Origin of the sequence: Rhodococcus sp. CX (genome assembly GCF_015865005.1) — a bacterium.
Classification (GTDB): domain Bacteria; phylum Actinomycetota; class Actinomycetes; order Mycobacteriales; family Mycobacteriaceae; genus Rhodococcus.
In genome coordinates, this window is sequence record NZ_JADZGH010000147.1 from 7,997 (window position 1) to 23,198 (window position 15,202).

Sequence of the window (15,202 nt, forward strand, 5' to 3'; positions counted from 1 at the left end):
TCGCGTGAGCGCTGCGGTGCCGGATGCGCAAGGCCGAAAATCCGTGCGCGCAATTCCCTAGTGCATAGATCAGAAATGTGGTTCCGTCGCGATACCCAACCGGCACTCCGCTTCGAAGGACCCTCATGACCACTGCACCCGTCTCCCACCTGCAGGCCGTCGTCGCGGCCAACCACGACGCCGTGAGCGAGGACCCGGCCAAGGCCGCGGTCGTGTTCCGCGCCGACGCCCGAGCCCACTCCGCGGTCGCGAGCACCGTGACGCTCGGCCGGTTCGAGGTCGAGGTCGACGAACCCCCGGCGCTCGGCGGCGAGAACACCGCCCCCAACCCCGTCGAGTACTACCTCGCGTCGCTGTTGTCCTGCCAGGTCGTGACGTACCGGGTGTGGGCCGACAAGCTCGGCATCACCGTCGACGGGATCACCGCCCGCGCCGAGGGCGATCTGGACGTGCGCGGCTTCTTCGGTTTCGACGACTCCGTCCGCGCGGGGTTCGGCGAGGTCCGCGTCGTCGTGACCCTCACCGGACCGGAAGCGCGGGAACGCTACCTGGAACTGCAGGAAGCGGTCGACGCACACTGCCCGGTACTCGACCTGACCCGCAACGCGACGCCGGTCCGCACGATCCTCGAAACGGCCTGACCCGCGCTCGCCGGGCCGACGCGACGCGTCCCCGGAACGCTGGTCGGGATCAGGTTCACCGGTTATTGTCGGGTTCGTGAGCAACACACGAGCATGGTCGACGGGTCGCCCGTCGATGCGTTGTCGTGCGCAGTACATGTGTATCTGCGGGTGTTCGGGTCGCTGAGCGTCCCCGCCCGATCCTCCCCAGCGTGGTGTCCGCGCCGGCCGGCGAGTCGGCCGCAGCCGTCTGTCCGAACGCCGCCTCGTGCCGGACCACCACCGAGTTCCTTCCCCGAAATCCCAGAAATATCGAGTAGTACGGAGCAGCACCGATGAGCGAGACCACCCCCGACGCCGTCGATCCCACGGCGAGCTGGAGTTTCGAAACCAAGCAGATCCACGTCGGCCAGCCCGCCGGTGGCGACACCAAGGCCCGCGCCCTGCCGATCTACCAGACCACCAGCTACACCTTCGACAGCACCGATCACGCTGCCGCACTGTTCGGTCTCGCCGAGCCCGGCAACATCTACACGCGCATCATGAACCCCACCCAGGACGCGGTGGAACAGCGCATCGCCGCGCTCGAGGGTGGCGTCGCGGCGCTGCTGCTGTCGTCCGGCCAGGCCGCCGAGACCTTCGCGATCCTCAACCTCGCCGAGGCCGGCGATCACATCGTCGCCAGCCCCTACCTGTACGGCGGCACCTACAACCTGCTGCACTACACGCTGCCCAAGCTCGGCATCGAGGTCACCTTCGTCGAGGATCCCGACGACCTCGAGCAGTGGGCCGCAGCGATCCGCCCGAACACCAAGGCGTTCTACGGCGAGACCATCGCTAATCCGAAGAACCACATCCTCGACATCCCCGGCATCTCCGGGGTCGCGCACGACAACGGCCTGCCGCTGATCGTCGACAACACGGTCGCCACCCCCTACCTGCTGCGTCCGCTCGAGCACGGCGCCGACATCGTCGTGCACTCGGCCACCAAGTACCTCGGCGGCCACGGCACCGCGATCGCCGGTGTGATCATCGACGGCGGCAAGTTCGACTGGACGCAGGGGCGTCACACCAACTTCACGACGCCCGATCCGAGCTACCACGGCGTCGTCTTCGCGGACCTCGGCGCGCCGGCCTACGCACTCAAGGCCCGCGTCCAGCTGCTGCGCGACCTCGGTTCCGCTGTCGCACCGTTCAACGCGTTCCTCATCGCCCAGGGCCTGGAGACCCTGTCGCTGCGCGTCGAGCGGCACGTCGCCAACGCCCAGCGCGTCGCCGAATTCCTCGAGGCCCGGCCGGAGGTCGAGTCGGTGTCGTACGCCGGTCTGCCGTCGTCCCCGTGGTTCGAACGCGGCAAGCAGCTCGCGCCGCGCGGCACCGGCGCGATCGTCGTGTTCGAGCTCGCGGGTGGTGTCGACGCCGGCAAGAAGTTCGTCGACGCCCTGACGCTGCACAGCCACGTCGCCAACATCGGTGACGTCCGCTCGCTGGTCATCCACCCCGCGTCGACGACGCATTCGCAGCTCACGGCCGAGGAACAGCTCGCCGCGGGTGTCACGCCCGGCCTGGTGCGTCTGGCGGTCGGCATCGAGCACATCGACGACATCCTCGCCGACATCGAAAGCGGTCTCGCCGCAGCCGCCAACTGACGGCGGATCCATCGCGAGGCCCGCTCCCGATTCCCGGGGGCGGGCCTCGTTGTCTGTTCACGCGCCGTCGCGTGCACTCCCGTTCAGTGGTACAGGCCACTTTTCACGTCGATTCTGATGAGATGTTGTCAGCCGACACCGGGGCCGGGTACTCGTCGGAAGGGCACGTCCATGTCAGCACCAGCAGATCTGCAGCAGATGGTTCAGCAGGTCGTCACGACACTCACCGGGCCGGGGGGTCGCTTCGAGATCGCCCCGGAGGAGGTGCGCGGCAACCGAATTCCCGTGGTGCGCAACCGCGACCGTCGGGTCGGCGACCTGGTTGCCGCGTCGAAGGCCTGGGGCGACCGCGACTATCTCGTCACCGCGGACCGCCGCCTGTCCTTCGCCGAGCACGCCGATGCGGTCGCCGCCGTGGCCACCGCCCTGCGCGAGGACCACGGTGTCGGCAAGGGTGACCGGGTCGGGATCCTCGCCGCGAACTCGCCCGAGTGGGTCGTCACGTTCTGGGCGGCACAGTGCCTCGGTGCGATCGCGGTCGGTCTCAACTCGTGGTGGACACCGAAGGAGATCGAGTACGGCGTCGGTCTGGTGCGACCGAAGGTGATCCTCACCGACACCAAACGCGCTGCACTGCTTGCCGATTCGGGACTGTCCGGATTCACGTTGCTCACTGTCGAGGACGACCTGCCGCGCATCGTGGCCGCCGGCGCCGGCGCGGAACTGCCCACGGCCGACGTGGACGAGGACGACCCGGCGGTCATCCTGTTCACCAGCGGCACGAGCGGACGCCCCAAGGGCGCCGTGCACTCGCAGCGGAATCTGCTGGCCGTCGTCGACTACCACCGGTTCTCCGATGCGTTGGTCGCGCACATGTACGGGCGCACCTACGACGACGCCGTGCCGAGCGACAACCGCTACCTGCTCACGTCCCCTCTGTTCCACATCGCGAGCCTGCACAATCTCGCGGTCCCGCGACTGGCGACGGGCAGCGCCGTGATCATGACCGAGGGCGGTTTCGACGTCGACAAGGTCTTCGGCCTGATCGAACGCGAACGGGTCACCAACTGGGGAGCGGTTCCGACGATGGCCGCGCGCATGCTCGAACACCCGGACACCGACCGTTACGACCTGTCGTCACTGACCGCGTTCGCGCTGGCGTCGGCGCCGTCGTCGCCGGAGTTCAAGCAGCGGCTCCGCGCGAAGTTCCCGTTCGCGCAGCAGGCACTGGTGGACAGCTACGGCCTGACCGAGTGCAGCACCGCCATCGCGGTCGCCACCGCACCCGAACTCGAGGCGTTCCCAGGCACATTGGGCCGCCCGATCATGACTGTGGCGCTCGAGATCCGCGATCCCTTCGGGGAGGTGGTGCCCGACGGTATCGAGGGCGAGATCTGCGTCCGCAGTCCGTTCGTGATGCTGGGGTACTGGGAGGACGAGACGGCGACCACCGCCGCCCTCACGTCCGACGGATGGTTGCGCACCGGCGACTACGGCATCGTCGAGGACGGCCGGTTGCGGTTGGCCGGCCGCCGTTCGGATCTGATCCTGCGCGGCGGAGAGAACGTGTATCCCACCGAGGTCGAACAGTGCCTCGAAGAACATCCCGCAGTGCACGAATGCGCGGTCATCGGTGTCGATCACGAGGATCTGGGCCAGGAGGTCGCCGCGGTCGTGGTGCTGCGGGCCGGTCACGATGCGAGCGAGGACGACCTGCGCGAGTTCTGCCGCGAGCGCCTCTCCTACTACAAGGTTCCCTCGCAGTGGCGGATCACTCGTGATCTGTTGCCTCGCAACGCAACCGGAAAGGTTCTGCGGCGCAACGTGACCGTCTGACCGCCCCCTCCCCTCGTGCGCGTTTTCGGTAGCTCCCGCTACCGGAATCGCGCACGGCGGGCGGGGTCGCCGGACATCGGATACAGCGCTCGGGTGATCTCCCGGGCCGCCGCGGCCACGAGCGGCCCGAGCCGGTGGGGGTCGACGACCTGCTCCGCGCCGCACAGCGAGATGCCCGCGACCGGACCGTCCGTACCGAGTACCGCGGCACCGACACAGCCGACACCCGGCACCGATTCACCGCTCTCGAACGCCAGTCCGCCCCGCTCGCGGATTCGCTCGAGTTCGCGGCGCAGAACGTCCGGATCGGTGATCGTGCGGTCCGTGCACATTCGGATCCCGCCCTCGAACAAGCCGGCCAGGGATTCGTCGGGCAGCCACGCGAGCATCGCTTTCCCGCCGGCGTTGGCATGGGCCGGCCGGCGACCGCCGACGCGGGTGGGAAGGGCCGCGGCGAGCCGGCCGCCGACCTTGTCGAGGTAGACGCTGTCGGCCCTGTCGAGGACCGTCAGGTGCGCGACGGTGCCGGTCTGCAGCGCCATGCGGTGCAACACCGGTGCCGCCGCGGCACGGAGCCGGTCATGCCCCGGTACGACGTCGGTACCTCTGCTGCGACGCCCGAGCCGGTAGCCGAGAGGGGCCCGGTCGATCCACTCGAGCCGGACGAGCTGGTCGAGAATGCGGTGCACCGTCGATCGCGGCAGCCCGGTACGCAGCTCCAGGTCTTCGAGGGACAGCTGGGCGGTCCGGCTGTCGAACGCGTCGAGGATCCACGTCATGCGCGCGATCATCGATTGGGGTTCGTCTCGCCTCGGCGCTGTCGACGACCCGACGGGCCGATCCACGACGGTCACACCCCCACCTCGCCTTCTGTGTTCCCCACCACACTGAAATTGATTCCTGCACGGTAGCGGGTGCGGCGGCGAAAGGGAATAGCGCCCGGTCGGGACCACTGCTCCCCGGGGCCGGACAGGACCGGCGTCAGGCGATGCCGAACAGGGTGGCCGCGTTGTCGTGACACACCGCGCGCAACCACGCGGAATCCGGGGCCACCCGCTCGAGCGATTCGAGCTGGTGCACGTACCCGTAGGGGATGTTCGGAAAGTCGCTGCCCAGCAGAATCTTCGAACGCAGCTCGCCGAGTCGCGGCAGCTCGCCCACCGGGAAGGGGGCATCCTCCTCGGCGAAGTCGGTGAACGCCATGGTCGTATCCAGATACACCCGCGGATACCGCTCCGCGAGATCGAGGAAATCGACGTACTCGGGCATCCCCATGTGCGCGATGATCAGGGTCAGATCCGGGAACCGTTGCAGCAGAGACACAATCGGTTTCGGTCCGGTGTGGGTTCCCGGCGCCGGGCCGGATCCGCAGTGGATGACCGTCGGCACGCCCGAGTCGGCGAGCATCCCCCACACCGGGTCGAGCAGCGGGTCGTTCGGGTTGTAGTCACCGACCTGGATGTGCGACTTGAACACCCGGACGCCGTCGGCGAGCGCGGCGGCCACGTAGTCCGCGACACCCGGCTCCGGATAGAACGTCGCCGTGTGCAGACAGTCGGGGGTGCGGGCGGCGAACTGCGCGGACCACACGTTGAGCCACGCCGCCATCTCGGGGCGATGCGGATACAGCATCGAGGTGAACCGGGAGACGCCGAACGACCGCAGCGTCGCCACCCGCTCGTCCTCGTCGTGCCGGTAGGTGATCGGCCAGGGACGGCCCACGAGCGGACCGGCCGCGTCGAAGTACTTCCACACCTTGTCCATCACATTCGCAGGCATGAAGTGGGTGTGCACGTCGATGAGAGAGGCCAGTCCGTGTTCGTACCGGAATCGACCGATCCGTTCCGCTTCGTCCATCCCCCGACCGTACCGATCCGCCCCGGGAACCGACCGCGCGCACTCCCCACCGAGAGACGGCGCTTCCAGAAAATCCAAAATTGAACTTTTACTTGTAGTGTCCTGAACAAATAGGTAGGTAAGCCTAGGGTAAACTCCCGTCCGCTGCGGCGCCGTGCCGCTCACCTGAAGCAGAACTCGAGGATCACCGCATGAAAGCCACCCGCATGTATCGGCGCGCCGCTGTCGGCGCATTGGCTGTAGTCGCTCTGGCCGGCTGCTCGACCTCCACGACGGACTCGTCCGAGGACACCGCCGCAGCGACGATCACGGTCGAGGACAACTTCGGTGAACAGACCGTGACCGTGCCGCCGAAGTCGGTCGTGGCCACCGACAACAGCACGTTCGAGACCCTCGACACCTGGGGTGTGAAGCTCTCGGCGGGCGCCGTGAGCTTGATGCCCAACACCATCGGCTTCACGCAGGACGACAGCATCGTCAACCTGGGCAGCCACCGCGAGCCGAATCTCGAGGCCATCGTCGCCGTCGAGCCCGACCTGATCATCAACGGCGGTCGTTTCGCTCAGTTCCGCGAGGACTTCCAGCGGCTGGCACCGGACGCCGCCATCGTCGAGGTCGCGCCGCGCGACGACCAGCCCTTCGACGCCGAGCTCAAGCGCGGCACCACCGTGCTCGGCGAGATCTTCGGCAAGGAGTCCGAGGCGCAGGCCCTCAACGACGCACTCGACGCCTCGATCGCGCGGGTGAAGGCCGCCTACTCCCCCGACACGAAGGTCATGGGCCTGATCACCTCGGGTGGCGAGATCGGCTACGTCGCCCCGAGCACCGGCCGCACCATCGGCCCCATGTTCGACATCCTCGGCCTCACCCCCGCTCTCGAGGTTCCGGAAGGCACCGACAACCACCAGGGCGACGACATCTCGGTCGAGGCCATCGCGGCTTCCAACCCGGATCTGATCATCGTGATGGACCGCGATGCCGGCACCGCCACCGGCGCAGCGACCGAGGGCTACCGTCCCGCAGCGAACATCATCGAGACCACCGAAGCCCTGAAGTCGGTCACCGCGGTCAAGGAGGGCAAGGTTATCTACCTGCCCACCGACACCTACACCAACGAGAGCATCCAGACGTACACGGAGTTCTTCAATGCTCTCGCGGACCTGCTCGAGCAGCAGAAGTCCTGATTCTCGTCTCGTCCTGTCACCCCGCGGGCCCGCCCGCGGGGCACAGGCACAAGTGCACTACGGAAGACGACGGCACCACATGAGCGTTACGACAGCTCCCACCCGCAGCAAAGGGCGCCTGTTCGACTGGAAACTCCTCCTGGGCATCCTCGGCGTCGGCGTCCTGCTGACCCTGTCGCTGTTCACTGGGGTCTACGACATCTTCGGCGGCGAACAGGGCTGGGAGATGTTCGAGATCACTCGCATCCCCCGCACCATCGCGCTGGTTCTCGCCGGTGCCGCGATGGCGATGTCCGGACTGGTGATGCAGTTGCTCACCCAGAACCGATTCGTGGAACCGACCACCGCCGGCACCACGGAATGGGCGGGGCTCGGCCTCATCCTCATGCTGATCCTCGTGCCCGACGCGGGTCTCATGCCCCGGATGATCGGCGCCATCGCCGCCGCGTTCGTCGGAACCATGATCTTCTTCCTGTTCCTGCGCCGGGTAGCGTTGTCGTCCTCACTGATCGTGCCGATCGTCGGGATCATGCTCGGCGCAGTCGTCGGCTCCATCACCACCTACCTGGCCCTGGCCACCGACACGCTCCAGAGCCTCGGCGTGTGGTTCGCCGGAAGCTTCACCTCGATCCTGCGCGGGCAGTACGAGGTGCTGTGGATCGTGGCGCTCGTCGCGATCGCGATCTTCGTCGTCGCCGACCGCTTCACCGTCGCCGGCCTCGGTGAGGACGTGGCGACCAACGTCGGGTTGAACTACAACCGCCTCATCCTCCTGGGTACGGGCCTCATCGCGATCGCCACCGGCGTCGTGACGGTCGTCGTGGGGAACCTGCCGTTCATCGGGCTCATCGTGCCCAACATCGTCTCGATGTTCCGCGGCGACGACCTGCGCAGCAATCTGCCGTGGGTGTGCCTGCTGGGCATCGCCATCGTGACGGTGTGCGATCTCATCGGCCGGACGATCATCGCGCCGTTCGAGATTCCGGTGTCCCTCATCCTCGGTGTGGTCGGCGCCGTCGTGTTCATCGCCCTTCTGCTGCGGAGCCGCCGCCATGCTTGAAACCTCGACCCCGCACGCCGACATCACCGCGGCGCCCGCGCCCGCGGGGGGCTCCACGTCCGACGCCTTTCCCGATGCCAAGTCGCGGCGCCGCTACTGGATCCTCCTCGCCACGCTGGCCGTCCTCTCGTGCCTGTTCGCCGCCGGAACGCTGGTGTGGGACAACCCCATGCCGTTCGGCAGCGCCGGCTTCTGGCGGATCACCGAGATGCGAGCGACCAGCCTGATCGTCATCGCGATCGTCGTCGTGTGCCAGGCCACCGCCACCGTCGCGTTCCAGACCGCGACGAACAACCGGATCATCACGCCGTCGATCATGGGGTTCGAGTCGCTGTACGTGGCGATCTCCACCGCCGCCGTGTACTTCCTCGGCGCCACGGGTGTGGTTGCGCTCCAGGGCACCCCGCAGTTCATCCTGCAGATCGCGCTGATGGTCGTCTTCTCGCTGATGCTCTACGGATGGCTGCTCTCGGGCAAGTACGGCAACCTGCAGGTCATGCTGCTCGTCGGCATCGTCCTCGGTGGCGGGCTCGGCTCCGTCTCGACCTTCATGCAGCGACTGCTCACCCCGAGCGAGTTCGACGTCCTCACCGCCCGGCTCTTCGGGTCGGTGTCCAACGCGGACGCCGACTACCTGCCGATCGCGATTCCCCTGTGCGTCGCGGCCGCGGTCGCGTTGTGGTGGCGTGCACGCAGACTCAACCTCGTCGCGATGGGCCGGGACGTCACCACCAACCTCGGGCTCGATCATCGCCGCGAGATCATGATCGTGCTGTTCCTCGTGTCCGTCCTCATGGCGGTCTCGACCGCGCTCATCGGCCCCATGACCTTCCTGGGCTTCCTCGTCGCCACGCTGGCGTACCAGTTCGCGAACACCTACGACCACCGCTACGTGTTCCCCGTGGCTGTGCTCACGGGATTCACGGTTCTCACCGGGGCCTACTTCGTCCTGAAGAACATCTTCTACACCGAGGGCGCCGTGTCCATCATCATCGAGGCCGTCGGCGGATCGGTGTTCCTCTTCGTCATCCTCCGAAAGGGCAGACTGTGATCGAACTCAAGAGTGTCCGTAAGGATTACAACAGTGAGGTGTCGATCGGCCCGGTCGATCTGCAGATTCCGGCCGGGGGCATCACCGCTCTGGTCGGCCCAACGGAGCAGGCAAGTCGACACTGCTGACGATCATCGGCCGACTGCTCGGCGCCGATTCCGGATCCATCGAGATCGCCGGATACGACATCGCGCGGACCCCCTCGAAGGACCTGGCCAAGATCGTCTCCATCCTGCGTCAGGAGAACCACTTCGTCACCCGGCTGACGGTGCGCCAGCTCGTCGGGTTCGGCCGGTTCCCGCACTCGAAGGGGCGGATCACGCAGCGGGATCAGGAGATCATCAGCCGCTCCATCGAGTTCTTCGACCTCGGCCCGCTGGAGAACCGGTACCTGGATCAGTTGTCCGGCGGGCAGCGCCAGCGCGCCTACGTCGCCATGGTGCTGTGCCAGGACACCGATTACGTCCTGCTCGACGAGCCGCTCAACAACCTGGACATGCGCCATTCGGTGCTCATGATGCAACACCTGCGCAGGGCGGCCGACGAACTCGGGCGCACGGTGGTCATCGTGCTGCACGACATCAACTTCGCGGCGCACTACGCGGACCGGATCTGCGCGGTGAAGGACGGCCGCGTCGTCGAGTTCGGCACCTCCGAGGAGATCATGGTCGACGACACGCTCTCGCGCGTGTTCGACACCCCCGTCACCTGTGTCGACGGGCCCAACGGTCCGCTGGCGGTCTACTACCGCTAGAGCGGGCCGGTTGGTACAGCCCCGGATCAGAACAGCGTCAGCTCCGTGTCGTCCGTACCGCGCGCGGCCACGGGCTTGACGACGTGCCGCACCGACCGGGGCACCTCGATCGGACCCGGACGGGCGGCGGCCTCGCGCGCGGCGGCCCCGGCGAGCGTGTCGGCCACCTCGTTGAAGTGGTTGCCGACGTGCCCGCGCACCCAGCGGAAGCGAACCGGACCCGAGCGCTCCGCGATCTCCTGGTCGATGGCGCGCACGAGTTCGACGTTCTTCACCGGCGCGCCGGTGGAGGTCTTCCAGCCCTTGCGCTTCCAACCCGGAAGCCATTCCGAGGCGCACTTGATCGCGTACTGCGAATCGGATTCGATGATCATCGGTTCGGAACCGGGATGGGCACGCAGCGCCTCGAGCAACGCGCGCAGTTCGGCGATCTGGTTCGTACCCGACCGCTCACCCCCCGATGCGCTGGGGCCCTGGTGGTTGACCCACGCCCACCCGATGGCGCCACCGGGATTCCGCAGGCAGGACCCGTCGGTGCTCACGATGATCATGTTGCAGACCATAGCCTTTCCGTCCGACACCGTGGAAACCGATGCGGTCGCCGTGCGAGGTACGGTGAACCGGTGACCGCGTACGTCGGTGAAGCCACCCCTTTCGACACCCGGGTCGAGCTGCCGTGGCCCGTCGACGTCGCTCAAACCCTACGCCCGTTGCAGCGCGGACCGTATGACCCCTGTCACCGGCACGTCGCCGATGACGTCTGGCGCACGTCCCGGATGGAGTCCGGGCCCGTCACCTATCGCATCCGTCAGGACGGCCCCACCGGCGCCCGGTGCCTCGCGTGGGGTCCCGGCGCCGAGGAACTCCTCTCCGCCCTGCCCGCGCTGCTCGGGGCCGGTGACGACGCATCCGGGTTCGCCCCCGAGCATCCGCTGCTGGCCGACGCGCACCGGCGCCTGCCGGGGCTGCGCATCACCCGCACCGGCCGGGTGTTCGAAGCGCTCGTGCCGGCGATCCTCGAGCAGCGCGTGCACGGCGTCGCGGCGTTCGCGTCGTGGCGTCGTCTCGTGCTGCGGTTCGGCGACCCGGCGCCCGGCCCGGCACCGCGCGGCATGGCGGTGCCGCCGTCCGCCGACACGTGGCGGCGGGTCCCGTCGTGGGAGTTCCACAAGGCGAACGTCGACCCCGGCCGCGCCCGCACCGTCGTGCGCTGCGCGCAACTCGGCGACAGCCTCGAGCGCCTCACCGCCGAATCCCCGCAGCAGGCGCAACGCAAACTGCGGTCGGTGCCCGGCGTCGGCATCTGGACGGCGGCGGAGGTCGCCCAGCGCGCGTTCGGCGACGCCGACGCACTCTCGGTCGGCGACTACCATCTCGCGTCCGTCGTCGGATGGTCGTTGCTCGGGCGGCCGCTGGACGACGCGGGCATGGTGGAACTCCTGGAACCGCTACGGCCACACCGCTATCGGGTGATCCGGCTGATCACCGAGACCGGTGGTTACCACCGGGTGCCCCGGCGTGGGCCCCGCACCGCGATCACCGACCACCGCCACCACTGACATTTCGTTGGTTGCACCAACGATAGGTAGGATGGACCCGTGTCCGACCCCGACAACTACCCCGTGCCGACCCGGCTCGATCACCTCCCGAGCTTCCTGCTGATGCAGTCCGCACGGCACGTGCACCGCATGGTGTTCGACCGACTCGACGCCGCCGACGCCCGCGGCCACCACTACCGCATCCTGGCCGCACTCGGCGAGGGCGGGCCGTCCAGCCAGATCGAACTCGGCCGCCGGTGCGGACTCGACCGCAGCGACGTCGCCGCCGCCGTGGACGCCCTGTCCGACCGCCGCTTCGTCGAGCGCACCCCCGATCCGAAGGACCGCAGACGCAACATCGTCAGCCTCACCCGGAGGGGACGCCACCGCCTGTCGGTGCTCGACGACGTTCTCACCGCCGTACAGGACGAGGCCTTCGCGCCGCTCGACGCCGACGAACGCGCACAGCTCACCGCGATGCTCACGAAGATCATCGACCATCACACCCGGGACCGTGCCCGACACAACGGACAGGCGGTCCCGCGCGAGTCGTAGGCTGGATGGGGCCGCGCGACGGAGATCCCGCCGCACGCAACCCCCGAAAGGACGATCGTGCAGCCGAAACCGTGCCGCGAATCCCGAGTTGTCAAGACCAGCAGGGTTTTTCCCAACGACGTCAACGACCACAACACGTTGTTCGGCGGAAAACTGATGAGCGACATCGACATGACCGCGTCGATCTCCGCGACCCGGCACAGTCGCGCATCGGTGGTCACGGCGTCGACGGACTCTGTGGCGTTCCTCGCACCCGTCCGCCCGTCGGATTCGGTGTGCCTCGAATCGTTCGTCACCCGGACCGGCCGCAGTTCGATGGAAGTGTTCGTGAAGGTCACCGCCGAGGATCTGCGCAGCGGTGATCGCCGCATCGCCGCGACCGCATTCCTCACGTTCGTCGCGATCGACGACGCGGGCCGGCCCACCGAGGTGCCCCCGGTGCTGCCCGAGTCCGAGGAGGAACGCCGGCTCAACAAGAGCGGCGACGAACGCGCCGAGCACCGGCGCATCCACCGCCGCCAGAGTCAGGAAATGGCCGAATATCTGTCCACCAGCCGTCCCTGGTGACTTCGCGCTTCGGGTGACGGGAACCGATACGATCGGTTCCCGTCACTCCGGCGTCTACAGCGACCGCGAGATGAGCATCTTCATCACTTCGTTGGCGCCGGCGTAGATCCGCTGCACCCGCGCGTCCTCGTACATCCGCGCGATCAGGTACTCGCGCATGTAGCCGTAGCCGCCGTGCAACTGGACGCAGCGGTCGATGACCTCGCACTGCTTGTCGGTCAGCCAGTACTTGACCATCGCGGCGTCCGCGGGATCGAGCTGCCCCTTCAGGTGCTGCTCGATGCAGTGGTCCAGGAAGACCTGGCACGTGCGGGCGATGGTCTGGCACTCGGCGAGCTCGAAGGCGGTGTTCTGGAAGTCGAACAGCGTGTGCCCGAACGCCTGCCGCTGCTTGGTGTAGCGCACCGTCTCGTCGACCGCCCGCTGCATCGCACCGGCCGCCTGCGCGCCGATGATCAGCCGTTCCTGCACGAGCTGCGCCATCAACTGCGCGAAGCCCTGGCCTTCGCTGTCCCCCAGCAGGTTCGACACGGGAACCCGCACGTCGGTGAACGACAGCTCGGAGGTGTCGGCGCCGTGCTGGCCGACCTTGTCGAGCACTCGACCGACGGCGAAGCCCGGGCAATCGCGCAGGTCGACGATGAGCAGCGAGATTCCCTTGGCGCCGGCCTTCGGGTCGGTCTTGACCGCCAGCACGATCATGTCGGCGGAGGCGCCGTTGGTGATGAACGTCTTCGAGCCGTTGACGACGTACTCGTCGCCGTCGCGGATCGCCGTGGTCTTGATCGCCTTCAGATCCGATCCGGCGCCGGGCTCGGTCATGCCGAGCGCACCGAGGATCTCGCCGGTGGCCATGCCCGGCAACCAGGTTCGCTTCTGCTCCTCGGTGCCGTACTCGAGGAGGTAGTGCGCGACGATACCGCTGTGGATGGAGATACCGAACGCGAGATCACCCGCGTAGCCCTGCGCCTCGAGGACCGCGAGGTCGTGCGCGAATGTGCCTCCGCCGCCGCCGTATTCCTCCGGAATCGAGCACAGCAGCAGCCCGAGCTTGCCGGCCTCGAGCCACACCTGCCGGTCGATGCGGTGCTGCGCGTCCCACTTCTCGGCGTGCGCCATCACCTCGCGTTCGAAGAAGTCACCGGCCAGTTCCGACAGTGCCCGGACTTCGTCGTCGTGCCAGGACGGCACGTGCTTGATCCCCATTGGTTCCCTTTGCTTTTCGACAGCCGCTACCGGCCGTGCATTCCCACCGAAGGTAGTTCGCGGCTCACACCGCACGCAGTTCGCGCTTGAGCAGCTTGCCGCTCTGGTTGCGCGGGAGCGTGTCGACGAAGCGCACGATCTTGGGCACCTTGAACGGAGCGAGCCGTTCCTTGACGTGCACGATGAGATCGGACTCGGCGACCTCGTGGCCGTCCTTGAGCACGACGACGGCGGTGACCGCCTCGATCCACTTCTCGTCGGGCGTGCCGATCACCGCGACCTCGGCGACCGCCGGGTGCGTGTACAGCGCGTCCTCGACCTCGCGGGACGCGACGAGGATGCCACCGGTGTTGATGACGTCCTTGATGCGGTCGACGACGGTGATGTAGCCCTCCGCGTCGCGGGTGACGAGGTCACCCGAGTGGAACCAGCCGTCGCGGAATGCTTCCGCGGTGGCCTCCGGGTTGTCCCAGTAACCCAGGCACAGCTGCGGCGACCGGTACAGGATCTCGCCGGGCTCGCCGTCGGGCACGTCGTTGCCGTCGGCGTCGACGACGCGGGTCTCGACGAACAGCACGGCCCTGCCGCAGGAGGACGGACGATCGGCGTGCTCGTCGGGGCCGAGCACGCATGCGAGCGGGCCGATCTCGGACTGTCCGAAGCAGTTGTAGAACCCGAGATCCGGGTAGCGCTCGCGCAGCCGGTTCAGCACGGTCACCGGCATGATCGACGCACCGTACTGGGCCTTGCGCAGCGACGACAGGTCTCGGGTGTCGAGATCGGGATGGTTCGCGAGCGGCACCCACACGGTCGGAGCGAGGAACAGCGATCCGATGCGCTCGGATTCGATCAGCCGCAGGATCTCCGGGATGTCCGGGGACGGCAGCAGGGTGATCGTGGCGCCGACCGCGAGGTACGGCATGAGGAACACGTGCACGGCCGCGGAGTGGTACAGCGGCATGCAGATCAGCGGGTTGTCGTCGGCGTCGAGGTCGAGCGCGACGATCGACGACGTGTACTCGTGGACGAGCGCACCGTGGGTCATCATGGCGCCCTTGGGCTTCGACGTGGTGCCCGACGTGTAGAGCAGCTGAACCAGGTCGCCGCCGGACGCGCCGCCGTCCACCTCCGGGACCTCGCCCGCCGAGGCGACGGCGAGCAGCGAGTCGTCGGCGTCGCGCAGCGGCACCACGTGCTCGGCCGGCACGACCGGGAGGACGTCGTCGAGGTTGGTGCGCAGCGGCGGGTCGAAGAGCACGGCCTTCGCCCCGGACTGGCCGAGCAGGTAGCTCAGTTCCTCGCCGCGCAGCGCGTAGTTGATCGGC

The 15,202-nt window shown here is 67.8% G+C and carries 14 protein-coding genes and 1 pseudogene; 10 read left to right on the plus strand and 5 right to left on the minus strand.

Going from position 1 to position 15,202, the window contains the following annotated elements; genetic code table 11:
* Positions 1-125 precede the first annotated feature (125 nt).
* The 3 genes from I0Q12_RS15755 to I0Q12_RS15765 all read left to right on the plus strand — a co-directional run bounded on the left by I0Q12_RS15755 (position 126) and on the right by I0Q12_RS15765 (position 4,105).
* Complete coding sequence (locus tag I0Q12_RS15755; protein WP_197252803.1) at positions 126-641, plus strand: OsmC family protein; 516 nt, start codon at positions 126-128, stop codon at positions 639-641.
* A 314-nt stretch (positions 642-955) separates the two neighbouring features.
* On the plus strand, positions 956-2,269 hold the full coding sequence (locus I0Q12_RS15760; protein ID WP_197252804.1) for a bifunctional o-acetylhomoserine/o-acetylserine sulfhydrylase: 1,314 nt from the start codon (positions 956-958) through the stop codon (positions 2,267-2,269).
* A 171-nt stretch (positions 2,270-2,440) separates the two neighbouring features.
* Positions 2,441-4,105 carry a class I adenylate-forming enzyme family protein gene (locus I0Q12_RS15765; RefSeq protein ID WP_197252805.1) on the plus strand — a complete coding sequence of 555 codons (1,665 nt, stop codon included), beginning with the start codon at positions 2,441-2,443 and terminating at the stop codon, positions 4,103-4,105.
* A 38-nt stretch (positions 4,106-4,143) separates the two neighbouring features.
* On the opposite strand, the gene I0Q12_RS15770 is transcribed toward I0Q12_RS15765, so the two are convergent.
* Together I0Q12_RS15770 and I0Q12_RS15775 are read right to left on the minus strand one after the other, a co-directional pair.
* Complete coding sequence (locus tag I0Q12_RS15770) at positions 4,144-4,884, minus strand: IclR family transcriptional regulator (RefSeq protein WP_231610761.1); 741 nt, start codon at positions 4,882-4,884, stop codon at positions 4,144-4,146.
* A 202-nt stretch (positions 4,885-5,086) separates the two neighbouring features.
* Positions 5,087-5,962, minus strand: coding sequence for an amidohydrolase family protein (locus tag I0Q12_RS15775; protein WP_197252806.1), 876 nt, complete (start codon positions 5,960-5,962; stop codon positions 5,087-5,089).
* 191 nt (positions 5,963-6,153) lie between these two features.
* On the opposite strand from I0Q12_RS15775, the gene I0Q12_RS15780 reads away from it, so the two are divergent.
* The 4 genes and pseudogenes from I0Q12_RS15780 to I0Q12_RS15795 all read left to right on the plus strand — a co-directional run bounded on the left by I0Q12_RS15780 (position 6,154) and on the right by I0Q12_RS15795 (position 10,011).
* Entirely contained in the window at positions 6,154-7,146 is a 993-nt protein-coding gene (locus I0Q12_RS15780) for a siderophore ABC transporter substrate-binding protein (RefSeq protein ID WP_197252807.1), read from the plus strand.
* A 79-nt stretch (positions 7,147-7,225) separates the two neighbouring features.
* A complete protein-coding gene (locus I0Q12_RS15785; protein ID WP_197252808.1) occupies positions 7,226-8,206 on the plus strand; it encodes an ABC transporter permease in 981 nt (326 codons plus the stop codon).
* Positions 8,199-9,257: an iron chelate uptake ABC transporter family permease subunit gene (locus tag I0Q12_RS15790; protein WP_197252809.1), complete on the plus strand. Its 1,059-nt coding sequence runs from the start codon at positions 8,199-8,201 to the stop codon at positions 9,255-9,257. The genes I0Q12_RS15785 and I0Q12_RS15790 overlap by 8 nt, the downstream gene beginning before the upstream one ends.
* Positions 9,254-10,011, plus strand: a pseudogene (locus tag I0Q12_RS15795) (ABC transporter ATP-binding protein). The gene I0Q12_RS15790 and the pseudogene I0Q12_RS15795 overlap by 4 nt, the downstream one beginning before the upstream one ends.
* 26 nt (positions 10,012-10,037) lie before the next feature.
* On the opposite strand, the gene I0Q12_RS15800 reads toward I0Q12_RS15795, so the two are convergent.
* Complete coding sequence (locus tag I0Q12_RS15800) at positions 10,038-10,562, minus strand: ribonuclease H (RefSeq protein ID WP_197252810.1); 525 nt, start codon at positions 10,560-10,562, stop codon at positions 10,038-10,040.
* Positions 10,563-10,634: 72 nt separating this feature from the next.
* Between I0Q12_RS15800 and I0Q12_RS15805 the strand changes: the two genes are divergently transcribed.
* The 3 genes from I0Q12_RS15805 to I0Q12_RS15815 are packed head-to-tail and all read left to right on the plus strand — an operon-like array spanning position 10,635 to position 12,671.
* The gene (locus tag I0Q12_RS15805) at positions 10,635-11,570 is read left to right on the plus strand and encodes a DNA-3-methyladenine glycosylase (protein WP_197252811.1); all 936 of its coding nucleotides are present in this window, start codon (positions 10,635-10,637) and stop codon (positions 11,568-11,570) included.
* Positions 11,571-11,609: 39 nt separating this feature from the next.
* A complete protein-coding gene (locus I0Q12_RS15810; RefSeq protein WP_248673467.1) occupies positions 11,610-12,104 on the plus strand; it encodes a MarR family transcriptional regulator in 495 nt (164 codons plus the stop codon).
* Positions 12,105-12,161: 57 nt separating this feature from the next.
* On the plus strand, positions 12,162-12,671 hold the full coding sequence (locus I0Q12_RS15815) for an acyl-CoA thioesterase (RefSeq protein WP_197252812.1): 510 nt from the start codon (positions 12,162-12,164) through the stop codon (positions 12,669-12,671).
* A gap of 54 nt (positions 12,672-12,725) precedes the next feature.
* Here I0Q12_RS15815 and I0Q12_RS15820 read toward each other — a convergent pair whose 3' ends face one another.
* Together I0Q12_RS15820 and I0Q12_RS15825 are read right to left on the minus strand one after the other, a co-directional pair.
* Positions 12,726-13,877 (minus strand): acyl-CoA dehydrogenase family protein, encoded by a 1,152-nt coding sequence (locus I0Q12_RS15820; protein WP_197252813.1) that lies wholly within the window; start codon positions 13,875-13,877, stop codon positions 12,726-12,728.
* A gap of 64 nt (positions 13,878-13,941) precedes the next feature.
* On the minus strand, positions 13,942-15,202 hold a 1,261-nt coding region (locus I0Q12_RS15825), incomplete at its 5' end, for an AMP-binding protein (RefSeq protein ID WP_231610762.1).

Coding starts and splice junctions, on each gene's coding strand:
- I0Q12_RS15775 (WP_197252806.1), bottom strand. CDS start 5,962: ATGGACGAAGCGGAACGGATCGGTCGATTCCGGTACGAACACGGACTG.
- I0Q12_RS15800 (WP_197252810.1), bottom strand. CDS start 10,562: ATGATCATCGTGAGCACCGACGGGTCCTGCCTGCGGAATCCCGGTGGC.
- I0Q12_RS15765 (WP_197252805.1), top strand. CDS start 2,441: ATGTCAGCACCAGCAGATCTGCAGCAGATGGTTCAGCAGGTCGTCACG.
- I0Q12_RS15790 (WP_197252809.1), top strand. CDS start 8,199: ATGCTTGAAACCTCGACCCCGCACGCCGACATCACCGCGGCGCCCGCG.
- I0Q12_RS15755 (WP_197252803.1), top strand. CDS start 126: ATGACCACTGCACCCGTCTCCCACCTGCAGGCCGTCGTCGCGGCCAAC.
- I0Q12_RS15820 (WP_197252813.1), bottom strand. CDS start 13,877: ATGGGGATCAAGCACGTGCCGTCCTGGCACGACGACGAAGTCCGGGCA.
- I0Q12_RS15780 (WP_197252807.1), top strand. CDS start 6,154: ATGAAAGCCACCCGCATGTATCGGCGCGCCGCTGTCGGCGCATTGGCT.
- I0Q12_RS15760 (WP_197252804.1), top strand. CDS start 956: ATGAGCGAGACCACCCCCGACGCCGTCGATCCCACGGCGAGCTGGAGT.
- I0Q12_RS15785 (WP_197252808.1), top strand. CDS start 7,226: ATGAGCGTTACGACAGCTCCCACCCGCAGCAAAGGGCGCCTGTTCGAC.
- I0Q12_RS15770 (WP_231610761.1), bottom strand. CDS start 4,884: ATGACGTGGATCCTCGACGCGTTCGACAGCCGGACCGCCCAGCTGTCC.